We start from the raw sequence: 13,023 nt of genomic DNA, 5'->3' as shown, positions 1-13,023 counted from the left end.
ATCTGTTTTTGGTTGACAGCTTGATGCCGTTATTTACACTGTGCCCACAACACCGATAAGGAGATGCCGCCGTGGCACAACGTATTCACTGGACGCCGGAAACCACCCAGGCGCTGTTTGAGAAGCCTTTTTTAGAGCTGATGTTTGAAGCGCAACAGATCCACCGCCAACACTTTGACCCGCGTCAGGTACAGGTCAGTACCTTGCTGTCGATCAAAACCGGGGCCTGCCCGGAAGACTGCAAATACTGCCCGCAAAGTTCGCGCTACAAAACCGGGCTGGAAGCGGAACGGCTGATGCAGGTTGATCAGGTGCTGGAATCGGCGCGCCAGGCGAAAGCGGCCGGATCTACCCGGTTCTGCATGGGCGCGGCGTGGAAAAACCCGCATGACCGCGACATGCCCTATCTGGAGCAGATGGTGCAGGGCGTGAAAGCGATGGGCATGGAAACCTGCATGACCCTCGGCACGCTGAACAGCGAGCAGGCGCAGCGGCTGGCACACGCCGGGCTGGACTTCTACAACCATAACCTCGACACCTCGCCGGAGTTTTACGGCAACATCATCACCACCCGCAGCTATCAGGAGCGGCTGGACACGCTGGACGAAGTGCGCGGCGCGGGCATCAAAGTCTGTTCCGGCGGCATCGTCGGGCTGGGCGAAAGCGTGCGCGACCGCGCCGGGCTGCTGATGCAGCTGGCCAACCTGCCGACCCCGCCGGAAAGCGTGCCGATCAACATGCTGGTGAAGGTCAAAGGCACGCCGCTGGCGGACAACGACGACGTCGACCCGTTCGACTTTATCCGCACCATTGCGGTGGCGCGCATCATGATGCCGACCTCCTACGTGCGCCTGTCGGCCGGGCGTGAGCAGATGAGCGAGCAGACGCAGGCGATGTGCTTTATGGCCGGGGCCAACTCGATCTTCTACGGCTGCAAACTGCTGACCACCCCAAACCCAGCGGAAGACAAAGACCTGATCCTGTTCCGCAAACTGGGGCTGAACCCGCAGGCCACCGGCGTAGAGCACGGCGACAACCAGCAGCAACAGGCGCTGGCGGCGCAGCTGCTCACCGCTGACAACGACCAGTTCTACAATGCGGCGGCGCGCTGAGCATTATGGGCTGGCAACAACGCATTGCGGCCGCGCTGGCTGAGCAACACGCGGCGGCCGCCTACCGCCGCCGCGTGCCGAACCGGGGCGGCAATGGCCGCCAGCTGGTGCAGAACGGGCGGCCTTACCTCAACTTCTCCGGCAATGACTATCTGGGCCTCAGCCACCATCCGGCGGTGATCGCCGCCTGGCAGCAGGGCGCGGCGGACTACGGCGTCGGCGCCGGCGGCTCCGGCCATGTCACCGGTTACAGCGAGGTGCACCAGCGGTTTGAACAGCGGCTGGCCGGGTGGCAGGGCTACCCGCGCGCGCTGCTGTTTATCTCCGGGTTTGCCGCCAATCAGGCGGTGCTGGCGGCGCTGTTGCAGGCCGATGACCGGGTGCTGGCGGACAAGCTCAGCCACGCCTCGTTGCTGGAGGCGGCGTTGCATGCGCCGTCCGGGCTGCGCCGTTTCGCCCATAACGACGCTGCGGCACTGGCGCGTTTGCTGGAGAAGCCGATCAGCGGCGAGACGCTGGTGGTGACCGAAGGGGTGTTCAGCATGGACGGCGACGCCGCGCCACTGAAGGCGCTGGCGGCTGAGGCAGCGGCGCACAACGCCTGGCTGCTGGTGGATGACGCCCACGGCATCGGCGTGGTGGGGGAGCAGGGCGCAGGCAGTTGCCGGCAGCAGGGGGTACGGCCGGATCTGCTGGTGCTGACCTTCGGCAAGGCGTTTGGCGTCAGTGGGGCGGCGGTGCTGTGTGATGACGCCACCGCCGAATTCCTGTTGCAACGGGCGCGCCACCTGATCTACAGCACCGCGATGCCCGCCGCGCAGGTCTGCGCGCTGGATGCTGCGCTGACGGCGCTGATCGAAGGTGATGCCCTGCGTGAACGGCTGCATCAGCATATCCGCCGCTTCCGCGACGGCGTGGCGGGGCTGCCGTTACAGTTGGCTGACTCGGCCACCGCCATCCAGCCGCTGATCGTCGGGGAAAACCAGGCGGCGCTGGACCTGGCGGCGCGGCTGCGTGAACGCGGCATCTGGGTGAGTGCCATCCGCCCGCCCACGGTGCCGCCCGGCAGCGCCCGCTTACGCCTGACCCTGACCGCCGCCCATCGGCCGGACGATATCGATACCCTTCTGGAGGCACTGCATGCTCTCTGTGGCTGACCACCCCACAACCGTGGATAAACGCGCAGTGGCGGCGGCATTCAGCCGCGCTGCACACCATTATGATGAAGCCGCCGCGCTACAGCGGCGGGTCGGCGAACGGCTGATGGCGCTGGCGGCAGTACCGGCCGGGGCCACCGTGCTGGATGCCGGGTGCGGCACCGGCCACTTCAGCCGCCGCTGGCGCGAGGCTGGGCACCGTGTCGTGGCGCTGGATCTGGCGGAGGGCATGGTGCAGCAGGCGCAGGCGCTGGCCTCGGCCGATCGCTACCTGACCGGCGACATCGAGGCTCTGCCGCTGCCGGATGCCGCCGTCGACGCGGTGTTCAGCAGCCTGGTGGTGCAGTGGTGCGACGCGCTGCCCCAGGTGCTGGCGGAGCTGTACCGCGTTACCCGCCCCGGCGGGGTGATCATGTTCTCCACGCTGGCCGCCGGGTCGCTGGCGGAGCTGGCGGACGCCTGGCAGCAGATCGACGGGCACGGGCACGTGAACCGTTTCCTGCCCCCTGAGCAGATTGCCGCCGCTTGTGCGCCTTACCGGCATGAACTGGGTTTTGCCCATGAGCGGGAGCAGTTTGTCGATGTGCGGGCGTTGATGCGCTCGCTGAAAGGCATCGGCGCGACCCACCTGCATCAGGGCCGTGCGCCGGGGCTGACCGGCCGCCGCCGGCTGGAGAAGCTGGAGCAGGTGTTCCCGCGCCGGAACGGGCAGTGCCCACTGAGTTACCATGTGGCTTATGGAGTGATTTACCGTGATTAAACGCTATTTTGTTACCGGCACCGACACCGAAGTCGGCAAAACCGTGACCAGCAGCGCGCTGTTGCAGGCGGCCGCATGCGCCGGTTACCAGACCGCCGGTTACAAGCCGGTGGCTTCCGGCAGTGAGGAGACCGCCGACGGCCTGCGCAACAGTGACGCGCTGGCGTTGCAGCAGCACAGCACGCTGGCACTGGGTTACAGCGAGGTGAACCCGTACACCTTTGCGGAACCAACCTCGCCGCATATCGTCAGCCAGGATGAAGGGCGGCCGATCGACCCCGCCGTGCTGTCTGCCGGGTTACGCGCGCTGGAAGCGCGGGCGGAGTGGGTGCTGGTGGAAGGAGCGGGCGGCTGGTTCACCCCGCTGGGCGAGGCGTTCAGCTTTGCTGACTGGGTGTTGCAGGAGCAATTGCCGGTGATTCTGGTGGTCGGGGTGAAACTCGGCTGCATCAACCATGCGCTGCTCACCGCCGCGGCGGTACAGGCAGCCGGACTGCCGCTGGCGGGCTGGATCGCCAATGATGTGCAGCCGCCGGGGCGGCGGCATACGGAGTACCTGGCTACGTTGCAACGGCTGTTGCCCGCGCCGATGCTGGGCGAAATCCCTTATCTGGACGATCTCACCCAACCGCTCGGCACGTACCTCGATCTCAGCCGCATCACATCAGGTAATCGCTGATCAGCCGGTCGTCCAGCTGATCCAGCGTGCCTTCTGCCACGTTGCGCCCGCGGTCCAGCAGGCAGAAGCGATCCGCCACGCGGCGGATAAACGGCAACTGATGCTCCACCAGCAGCACCGTGACGCCGAGGTCACGGTTCAGCCGGTGGATGATGTTGCCCATCTCCGCCACCATCTCCGGCGCGCTGCCGTCGGTGGGTTCATCCAGGATCAGCAGCTCCGGTTCCGGCACCAGCGCCCGGGCAATCGCCAGCTGCTGCTGCTGGAAGGCGCTCAGCTCCCCGGCACGGCGGCTGCCCATGTCATGCAGCGCCGGGAACAGGTCAAACACCAGCGTCGGGATCTGGCGGTGCTGGTGCTGTGCCGCCATCATCGCCACGTGCAAATTCTCCTCCACGCTCAGTTGTGAAAAGATCTGCCGCCCCTGCGGCACATAGCTGATGCCGAGCGCGGCGCGGCTCTCCACCGGCTGTTGCAGCAGGTTCTGCGGCGGCCGGTCGCCGGTCTGCCAGATGACCGTGCCGCTTTTGACCGGCAGATGCCCCATGATGCAGTTCACCAGCGTTGTTTTGCCGACCCCCGCCCGTCCGAGCAGGCAGGTACACTTACCGCGCGGCAACTCCAGATTAACGTCCCATAAGGTGTGGGTCGGTCCATAGAACTGGTTGACTGCTTTTACGCTTAACATCAGGTACTCCCCCGATACGCGATGATTCATGGTGTGGTTGTCCCCGGTGGCCTGACAACCTGGTCATGGTGCACGATAACAACGCCTGCGGCGTGCGCCACGCCCGTTAACCGGGCAAAAGGGGCAGCGCCTTGCGCCCGGCGTACCTTCACTGGCGGGCCGGGCAAAACAGAGGCTTACCTATAACACTCAGCCGCGGGCCTCTTACACGGCGGGCGCGTGGGTGACCTGCGGCAGAGGCAGGACAGGGTCACCTTTTTACCCCTATCCCCAGCAGATTCTGCGGTGATCCGGCCTGGGTGACCCCAGGTGAAAGCGCAGGTAAACGGCGTTCCGGCAGGGGTTAATGGTGAAAAGCCGTCGTCTGCCCGACGAAAACAAGGCACCGGCGCACCCTGACAGTGAAATGCCGCTGTGCCCTGAAACAGGGAAAAACGGCTGCCGCTGTAACCATCAAGCAATCCGCAGGCCAACTTTCAGTTACCAGGAAAAAAGGAGAAAGTTACACGGTTGTTAACGGTTGGTCAGGGAATAACGGGCAGAAAAAGGTAAGCCGGGTTAATCATTGAGCAGGTGGCGCGCCATGGGTATGCACTCCGCCGGTGCCTGCCGGGTGATGCTGGTGCACTCTTGACCGGTGGCGCAGGCCCGGCCGCCTCCTCTCCGCGAAAAAGGACGTTCTGCGGTTTGGCAAGGGGGCGTATTAGTCTTTATCAGTATAAATAGCCAGGCAAACCGGGATAAAATTAACTAAAAAAAGGCCATTAAACCTCATCAACCGGGCGAAGCGCCTTTTTTGCCAACTCCCGCCGCGTATGGCGCTGTGTGAGTTATCCACCATTCCTGTGGATAACCTTGTGCATGAGCGGACGAAAAGTCGCTGTAAGCAAGGCGGGGCGCGGCTTTCGCCCAGATTGGTGCGAAACGCCGCTTTTTATAAAAGATGTTTTTTATCAGTAAATTAGTAAAAAACAAGTCAGGTAAAAACCGGGGCGATAATTTTGTTGCGAGGATGTCTCATTTTTATCATCAGGTTAATTTGCGACGCGTTCTGGGGATAAAAGTCAACCTGTGATAAAAGCATCATTTTTTTGTCATTTCATGCAGGCTTGCCCAGCGTGGGTAAGGCACCGCCCGTCAGGCGCGCTGAAAAAGTGCACTTGAACCTGGAATTATATCCAGTAGAATAGAGCTGGCAAAAATCGCACCGGCCTCCATACTTAGTAGCCGTGTAACCCCTTTCCGCGTCGCGGGCAGGGTCAGGTTTTCCCGCGGTGTCATCCGCGTCTCTCCAACAGGTAGCCTATCAATGAGTAAAGCGTTCAAACTGCGTTCCGATTTCAAGCCGTCCGGGGATCAGCCCGAGGCGATCCGCCGCCTGGAAGAGGGGCTGGAGAACGGGCTGGCGCACCAGACACTGCTGGGGGTGACCGGCTCCGGCAAAACCTTCACCGTGGCCAACGTCATCGCTGACCTCAACCGGCCGACCATGGTGCTGGCACCCAACAAGACGCTGGCGGCCCAGCTGTATGGCGAGATGAAGGAGTTCTTCCCGGAGAACGCCGTGGAGTATTTCGTCTCTTACTACGACTACTACCAGCCGGAAGCCTACGTCCCCAGCTCCGACACCTTCATCGAGAAGGATGCGGCGGTGAACGAGCACATCGAACAGATGCGGCTCTCGGCCACCAAGGCGCTGCTGGAGCGGCGCGACGTGGTGGTGGTGGCCTCGGTCTCCGCCATTTACGGCCTGGGCGACCCGGACGCCTACCTGAAAATGATGCTGCACCTGACGCGCGGCATGATCATTGACCAGCGCTCGATCCTGCGCCGGCTGGCGGAGCTGCAATACGCCCGCAACGATCAGGCGTTCCAGCGCGGCACCTTCCGCGTGCGCGGCGAGGTGATCGACATCTTCCCGGCGGAGTCAGACGATCTGGCGCTGCGGGTGGAGCTGTTTGATGAGGAAGTGGAGCGGCTGTCGCTGTTTGACCCGCTCACCGGCCACCTGGAGCAGGATGTGCAGCGCTTCACCATCTACCCGAAAACCCACTACGTTACGCCGCGGGAGCGCATCCTCGAGGCGATGGAGGGCATCAAGGTGGAGCTGGCCGACCGGCGCAAGTCGCTGCTGGAGAACAACAAACTGCTCGAGGAGCAGCGCATTACCCAGCGTACCCAGTTTGACCTGGAGATGATGAACGAGCTGGGCTACTGCTCGGGCATTGAGAACTATTCGCGCTACCTCTCCGGCCGTGCGCCGGGCGAGGCCCCGCCGACGCTGTTTGACTACCTGCCGGCGGACGGCCTGCTGGTGATTGACGAGTCCCACGTCACCATCCCGCAGATCGGCGGCATGTACCGGGGCGACCGGGCGCGTAAAGAGACGCTGGTGGAGTACGGTTTCCGCTTGCCGTCCGCGCTGGACAACCGGCCGATGCGGTTTGAGGAGTTTGAGGCGCTGGCGCCGCAGACCATTTACGTCTCCGCCACGCCCGGCAACTATGAGCTGGAAAAATCCGGCGATGAGGTGATCGACCAGGTGGTGCGGCCGACCGGCTTACTGGACCCGCTGATCGAAGTGCGCCCGGTGGGCACCCAGGTGGACGACCTGCTGTCAGAGATCCGCAAGCGCGTGGCGATCAACGAGCGCGTGCTGGTCACCACGCTGACCAAGCGCATGGCCGAGGATCTCACCGAGTACCTGGAAGAGCACGGCGAGCGGGTGCGTTACCTGCACTCAGACATCGACACCGTGGAGCGCGTCGAGATTATCCGCGACCTGCGCCTGGGCGAATTTGATGTGCTGGTGGGCATCAACCTGTTGCGTGAGGGGCTGGACATGCCGGAGGTGTCGCTGGTGGCGATTCTGGACGCGGACAAAGAGGGCTTCCTGCGCTCTGAGCGCTCGCTGATCCAGACCATCGGCCGTGCGGCGCGTAACCTTAACGGCAAGGCGATCCTCTACGGGGACAAGATCACCAACTCGATGGCGCGCGCCATTGAAGAGACGGAGCGCCGCCGCGCCAAACAGCAGGCGTACAACGAGGAGCACGGCATCACGCCGCAGGGGCTGAACAAGCGCATTGCCGACATCCTGCAACTCGGCCAGCCGACCTCACGCACCAAGCAGAGCAAACGCGCTGCCGAGGCCAAAGCGACGTACGAGGCGCTGTCGCCGAAAGCGCTGGATAACAAAATCCGCGAGCTGGAAGCGAAAATGTACGTGCATGCGCAGAACCTGGAGTTTGAGGAAGCGGCCAGCGTACGTGATGAGATCCATCAGTTGCGCGAGCAGTTCATCGCCGCCTCCTGATGGTTTGCCGGGGCGCACAAACCTGTTAAGGTGTGCGCCCCCGATTTCAGAGGCGACACGGCGATGACGCACGACAAGACTTCCCACCCCCCGAAAGATCCCCTGCATGGCATCACGCTGGAGCAATTGCTGACGGCGCTGGTGGCGCATTACGGCTGGCCGGGCCTCGCCCAGCGCATCAGCATCAACTGTTTCAAAAGCGACCCCAGCATCAAATCCAGCCTGAAGTTCCTGCGCCGTACCCCGTGGGCGCGGCAGAAAGTCGAAGAGCTCTATATTGATACCCAACACGGCAATCCCTGGAAGCAGCCCTGAAAAAAAACCGCCTGACGGCGGTTTTTGCGTTTACTGGCGGTGTAACGGATTATTTCATCTGTTGCAGTGCGCTTTCCAGTGCCAGCCGCAGCAGTTCGCGGTCATGGCGGTAGGGAATGTCACTGGCTTCCAGCGGCTGCTGAACAATCAGCCGGTCGGTGACGCCGCGGGTGTCGGCGCGCGGCCCGGCAATGATCGCCTGAATCGCCTTGCGTCCAATACGTTGCTCCATCAGCGCCAGCTTGTCCGGCAGGGAGAGTGACGCCGCCGCCACACTCAGTTCACGGCCCAGGTTACCGATGTAAATAATCGGCGCAGTGCTGCGGCGCAGCGCGGTGGCCAGCTCATCCAGCAGCAGCAGCGGCATCAGGCTGGTCAGGAAGCTGCCCGGCCCGATCAGGATAATGTCCGCATGGATGATGGCGTCGATCGCCTCGGCGGTGGCGCGCACCGGCGGCGACAGCATCAGCTGTTGCGGCATGTGCTGCAACTGGTCAACGTCCACCTCGCCATACACGTGGTTGCCTTCGTGGTCGAGCGCCACCAGATCCACCGGCTGCTCCGACATCGGGATCAGCTGCGCTTCCACCTTCAGCAGGCTGCGCACCAGGTTGATCGCCTCCAGCGGCCGCACGCTGAGGTTATCCAGCGCTTTCAGCATCAGGTTGCCGAGGTTATGCCCGGCCAGCTCGCCGTTGCCGGTGAAGCGGTATTCGAACATCGCCGAGGCGACGCTGGGTTCGGTGATCAGCTGGTTCAGGCAGTTACGCATGTCCCCCCAGGCGATGCCGCCCTCAGAGCGGCGGATGCGGCCGGTAGAGCCGCCGTTGTCGGTGGTGGTGACGATGCCGGTCAGCCGGGAGCCGAGCGAGGAGAGGGCGGACATCACCCGGCCCAGGCCGTGGCCCCCGCCAAGGGCGACCACTCTGTCCAGATCGGCCAATGTTCTGTTGCGCATGCTGCTCCTTACTGAGGGAAATCGGGGCCGTGCGGGAGGGCCCGGCGTGACGGCGGCGATCTTACCTGATTTTTTTACCGGCTGTTACTGACAGATACAAAGCAAGCGGTTGCGCGCCAAAATACGTTGTATATCAATATATATAGCGAAAAAGCAGATTGGCGCCGGCGCGAAATTAGCGCTAAGATTTCCCTCTCAACAGGGTCTTCACCCCCGCCGCTGGCGGCCGGTGGATGATCATACTCCTAGCCTTTGCGCCTAAGTCATTTAAAACCTTCACACAAATGATATGGCGCCCTGGCCGTGGCGCAAGCCACCAGGGTGCGAGGCAGAAATGCCTGCATCTCCCGTATTTGGAAAGGTGTTACTGGTGCCCCAACTTACCGATGCTTTTGCGCGCAAGTTTTATTACCTGCGCCTGTCAATTACTGACGTGTGTAACTTTCGTTGCACCTATTGCTTACCGGACGGCTATAAATCCGCCGGCCATGCCAAAAAAAGCTTTCTCTCGCTGGATGAGATCCGCCGCGTGACGCGCGCCTTTGCTGAGCTGGGCACCGAAAAGGTGCGCCTGACCGGCGGCGAGCCAAGCCTGCGCCGTGACTTCTGCGAGATCATCGCGGCCGTGCGCGAGAACCCGGAGATCCGCACGCTGGCGACCACCACCAACGGCTACCGCATGGCGCGTGACGTCGCGGCCTGGCGTGATGCCGGGCTGACGGCGATCAACGTCAGCGTTGACAGCCTCGACGCCCGCCAGTTCCACGCCATCACCGGGCAGGATAAATTCCGCCAGGTGATGGAAGGGATCGACGCCGCCTTTGAGGCCGGTTACGAGAAGGTGAAGGTCAACGCGGTGCTGATGCGCGACGTCAACCACAAACAGTTACCCGCCTTCCTCAACTGGATCAAAGACCGGCCGATCCAGCTGCGCTTTATTGAGCTGATGGAAACCGGCGACGGCAGCGAGCTGTTCCGCAAGCACCACATCTCCGGCGAGGTGATCCAGCGCCAGCTGATGCAGCAGGGCTGGCAGTTACAGCTGCGCGGCCGCAGTGACGGCCCGGCGCTGGTGTTCCGCCACCCCGATTATCAGGGCGAGATTGGCCTGATCATGCCCTATGCCAAAGACTTCTGCGAAAGCTGCAACCGCCTGCGCGTCTCCGCCATCGGCAACCTGCACCTCTGCCTGTTCGGCGAGCAGGGCGTGCCGCTGCGCGACCTGCTGGCGCATGACCGCGACCACGAGGCGCTGCTGGACCGCATCCAGGGCGGGCTGCGCCGTAAAAAGCAGACCCACTTCCTGCATGAGGGCAACACCGGCATCACGCAGAACCTGTCATTTATCGGCGGCTGATTCGCTGCCTGTTAAGGAGCTTCCATGAGCAAACCCCGTGGTGACGTTGTACCCGCCCAGCTTGCGGTGCTGACCGTCTCCGATTCCCGCACCGAAGCGGATGACACCTCCGGTGACTACCTGCGCGAAGCAGCGCACGAGGCCGGGCACCGGGTGGTGGTGAGCCGGATCGTCAAAGACAACCTCTACCAGATCCGCGCCGTGGTCTCGGCGTGGATTGCCGACCCGGATGTGCAGGCGATTCTGATTAACGGCGGCACCGGCTTCTCGGCGCACAACAGCACGCCGGAAGCGCTGCGGCCGTTGTTTGACCGCGAAATCGAAGGCTTTGGCGAGCTGTTCCGCATGGCCTCCTATGAGGAGATCGGCACCTCGACTATCCAGTCGCGTGCCATTGGCGGCATCGCCAACCAGACGGTGATTTTCGCCATGCCCGGCTCCACCCGCGCCTGCCGCACCGCCTGGGAGCGCATCATCGCCGAGCAACTCGATGCCCGCCACGGCCCCTGTAACTTTATCCCGCACCTCAAGCCGCTGCCGCAGGCTGACGCGCCGGATGCCACCGAGTAAGAGAGTGTTATGTCCCAACTGACCCACATCAACGCCGCTGGGGAAGCCCACATGGTGGATGTCTCCGCCAAGGCGGAAACCGTGCGCGAGGCGCGCGCCGAAGCCTTTGTTGAGATGCTGCCCGCTACGCTGGCGATGATCATCGACGGCAGCCACCACAAAGGTGACGTGTTCGCCACTGCCCGCATCGCCGGCATTCAGGCCGCCAAAAAAACCTGGGATCTGATCCCGCTCTGTCACCCGCTGCTGCTGACCAAAGTCGAGGTGCAGCTTGAGGCGCAACCGGAACATAACCGGGTGCGGATTGAGTCGCGCTGCCGCCTGAGCGGCAAAACCGGCGTGGAGATGGAGGCGCTGACGGCCGCCTCGGTGGCCGCCCTGACCATCTATGACATGTGCAAGGCGGTGCAGAAAGACATGGTGATTGGCCCGGTGCGCCTGCTGGCTAAAAGCGGCGGCAAATCCGGCGACTTCAGGGCGGACGTATGATTGAGATCCTGTTTTTCGCGCAGGTGCGCGAGCTGACCGGCACGGCGTCACTGACGCTGCCGGCAGAGTTTAAAGACGTTGACGCGCTGCGGCAGGCGCTGTGCGCCAGGGGTGACCGCTGGGCGCTGGCGCTGGAAGCCGGCAACCTGCTGGCGGCGGTGAACCAGTCGCTGGTGGCGATGGACCACCCGTTACAGGCGGGGGATGAAGTCGCCTTCTTCCCGCCGGTCACCGGGGGCTGAACATGGACAACACCCGCATCCGCGTCGGCGCTGAGCATTTCAGCGTCGGCGACGAGTATAACTGGCTGGCCGCGTGTGACGACGACGGTGCGGTAGTGACCTTCACCGGCAAAGTGCGCAACCACAACCTGGGCAGTGAGGTCAGCACCCTGACGCTGGAGCACTACCCCGGCATGACGGAGAAAGCGCTGGCGGAGATCGTCACTGAGGCGCGCCAACGCTGGGCGCTGCAACGGGTGTCGGTTATCCACCGCATTGGCGCGATGTACCCCGGCGATGAGATCGTGTTTGTCGGCGTGACGGCGGCGCACCGCGGCATGGCGTTTGACGCGGCGGAATTCATCATGGATTACCTGAAAACCCGCGCGCCGTTCTGGAAGCGTGAAGCGACGCCGGAAGGCGACCGCTGGGTAGATGCGCGTGACAGTGACCACCAGGCCGCCGGGCGCTGGGCGTAGCCCGCAGGCCGCGCCGCGCCCGCAGAGCCAGGCGCGCGGCGGCAGTCGTTAAGCGGCTGTCGTTGTAAGGCTGCTGTTGTAAGGCGGTTGTCCCGGCTGTGCTAAACTATACTTTTAAGGGGGCTGCCGGTTGCAGCCTGATTTTTCTGTCACTTACGCAAAAGGTTTCACATGGACAGATATCCGCGTTCCAATAATTCCATCATCCAGGGTGCCGGTACCGGCATTCAGACCTACATGGCCCAGGTTTATGGCTGGATGACCTGCGGCCTGCTGCTGACGGCATTTGTCTCCTGGTATGCCGCCAATACTCCGGCGGTAATGCAGGCGATCTTTTCCAGCCAGATCACTTTCTTCGGGCTGATCATTGCCCAGCTGGCGGTGGTGTTTGTGCTCTCCGGGCTGGTGAACCGCCTGAGCGGCGCAGCGGCCACGGCGCTGTTTATGCTCTATTCGGTGCTGACCGGCCTCACCATGTCGAGCATCTTTGTGCTCTACACCTACTCCTCCATCGCCAGCACCTTTGTGGTGACCGGCGGGATGTTCGGCGCGATGAGCCTGTTCGGTTACACCACCAAGCGTGACCTGAGCGGCATGGGCAGCATGCTGTTTATGGCGCTGATCGGCATTGTGCTGGCGTCCGTGGTGAACATCTGGCTGAAGAGCACCGCCCTGATGTGGGCCGTGACCTACATCGGCGTCATCGTGTTTGTCGGCCTGACCGCCTACGACACCCAGAAGCTGAAAAACATCGGCGAACAGCTCGATCCGGCAGACCGCGACGGCTTCCGCAAGTACTCGATTGTCGGCGCGCTGACGCTCTACCTCGACTTCATCAACCTGTTCCTGATGCTGCTGCGCATCTTCGGCAACCGCCGCTGATTGCGCTGTTGCAGAAAGCAGAAAACAAAAAACCGGGCAT

General features: G+C 62.9%; 14 protein-coding genes and 1 riboswitch. Of the genes, 12 read left to right on the top strand and 2 right to left on the bottom strand.

Features of this window, described 5'->3' with window-relative positions; translation table 11 throughout:
• The first annotated feature begins 71 nt into the window (after positions 1-71).
• Genes bioB through bioD form a run of 4 tightly spaced genes read left to right on the top strand, consistent with a single transcriptional unit; the run spans position 72 to position 3,708 of the window.
• Entirely contained in the window at positions 72-1,112 is a 1,041-nt protein-coding gene (gene bioB, locus CYR55_RS19480) for a biotin synthase BioB (protein ID WP_101818015.1), read from the top strand.
• A 5-nt stretch (positions 1,113-1,117) separates the two neighbouring features.
• Complete coding sequence (gene bioF, locus CYR55_RS19475; protein WP_101818014.1) at positions 1,118-2,269, top strand: 8-amino-7-oxononanoate synthase; 1,152 nt, start codon at positions 1,118-1,120, stop codon at positions 2,267-2,269.
• Positions 2,253-3,029, top strand: a complete 777-nt coding sequence (gene bioC, locus CYR55_RS19470; protein WP_101818013.1) for a malonyl-ACP O-methyltransferase BioC — start codon at positions 2,253-2,255, stop codon at positions 3,027-3,029. The genes bioF and bioC overlap by 17 nt, the downstream gene beginning before the upstream one ends.
• Entirely contained in the window at positions 3,022-3,708 is a 687-nt protein-coding gene (gene bioD / locus CYR55_RS19465; protein ID WP_101818012.1) for a dethiobiotin synthase, read from the top strand. Before bioC ends, bioD begins: the two co-directional genes overlap by 8 nt.
• Here the strand turns inward: bioD and CYR55_RS19460 are convergent.
• On the bottom strand, positions 3,689-4,396 hold the full coding sequence (locus CYR55_RS19460) for an ATP-binding cassette domain-containing protein (protein ID WP_101818011.1): 708 nt from the start codon (positions 4,394-4,396) through the stop codon (positions 3,689-3,691). The genes bioD and CYR55_RS19460 overlap by 20 nt on opposite strands.
• A gap of 1,309 nt (positions 4,397-5,705) precedes the next feature.
• On the opposite strand from CYR55_RS19460, the gene uvrB reads away from it, so the two are divergent.
• Both uvrB and CYR55_RS19445 read left to right on the top strand, forming a co-directional pair.
• On the top strand, positions 5,706-7,712 hold the full coding sequence (gene uvrB, locus CYR55_RS19450; protein ID WP_101818009.1) for an excinuclease ABC subunit UvrB: 2,007 nt from the start codon (positions 5,706-5,708) through the stop codon (positions 7,710-7,712).
• A gap of 63 nt (positions 7,713-7,775) precedes the next feature.
• Positions 7,776-8,027 (top strand): VF530 family protein, encoded by a 252-nt coding sequence (locus CYR55_RS19445; protein ID WP_101818008.1) that lies wholly within the window; start codon positions 7,776-7,778, stop codon positions 8,025-8,027.
• 49 nt (positions 8,028-8,076) lie between these two features.
• Here the strand turns inward: CYR55_RS19445 and yvcK are convergent, their stop codons facing one another.
• The gene (gene yvcK, locus CYR55_RS19440; protein ID WP_101818007.1) at positions 8,077-8,985 is read right to left on the bottom strand and encodes a uridine diphosphate-N-acetylglucosamine-binding protein YvcK; all 909 of its coding nucleotides are present in this window, start codon (positions 8,983-8,985) and stop codon (positions 8,077-8,079) included.
• A 230-nt stretch (positions 8,986-9,215) separates the two neighbouring features.
• A riboswitch (molybdenum cofactor riboswitch) is annotated at positions 9,216-9,365 on the top strand.
• Here yvcK and moaA point away from each other — a divergent pair.
• The 6 genes from moaA (at position 9,353) to CYR55_RS19410 (ending at position 12,983) form a co-directional block, all read left to right on the top strand.
• Positions 9,353-10,342, top strand: a complete 990-nt coding sequence (moaA, locus tag CYR55_RS19435) for a GTP 3',8-cyclase MoaA (protein WP_165699635.1) — start codon at positions 9,353-9,355, stop codon at positions 10,340-10,342. (Overlaps the previous riboswitch by 13 nt.)
• 24 nt (positions 10,343-10,366) lie before the next feature.
• Positions 10,367-10,912 (top strand): molybdenum cofactor biosynthesis protein B, encoded by a 546-nt coding sequence (gene moaB / locus CYR55_RS19430; RefSeq protein WP_101818006.1) that lies wholly within the window; start codon positions 10,367-10,369, stop codon positions 10,910-10,912.
• A gap of 9 nt (positions 10,913-10,921) precedes the next feature.
• The gene (gene moaC, locus CYR55_RS19425; RefSeq protein WP_101818005.1) at positions 10,922-11,401 is read left to right on the top strand and encodes a cyclic pyranopterin monophosphate synthase MoaC; all 480 of its coding nucleotides are present in this window, start codon (positions 10,922-10,924) and stop codon (positions 11,399-11,401) included.
• Positions 11,398-11,643: a molybdopterin synthase sulfur carrier subunit gene (gene moaD, locus CYR55_RS19420; protein ID WP_101818004.1), complete on the top strand. Its 246-nt coding sequence runs from the start codon at positions 11,398-11,400 to the stop codon at positions 11,641-11,643. The genes moaC and moaD overlap by 4 nt, the downstream gene beginning before the upstream one ends.
• A 2-nt stretch (positions 11,644-11,645) precedes the next feature.
• Positions 11,646-12,101: a molybdopterin synthase catalytic subunit MoaE gene (moaE, locus tag CYR55_RS19415; RefSeq protein WP_101818003.1), complete on the top strand. Its 456-nt coding sequence runs from the start codon at positions 11,646-11,648 to the stop codon at positions 12,099-12,101.
• Positions 12,102-12,272: 171 nt separating this feature from the next.
• Positions 12,273-12,983, top strand: a complete 711-nt coding sequence (locus CYR55_RS19410; protein ID WP_101818002.1) for a Bax inhibitor-1/YccA family protein — start codon at positions 12,273-12,275, stop codon at positions 12,981-12,983.
• The last annotated feature ends 40 nt before the right edge of the window (positions 12,984-13,023 follow it).

Source organism: Chimaeribacter californicus, assembly GCF_002858675.1.
Classification (GTDB): domain Bacteria; phylum Pseudomonadota; class Gammaproteobacteria; order Enterobacterales; family Enterobacteriaceae; genus Chimaeribacter; species Chimaeribacter californicus.
Note: the sequence above shows the minus strand (reverse complement) of the source record. Positions and strands in the feature narration are given on the sequence as shown.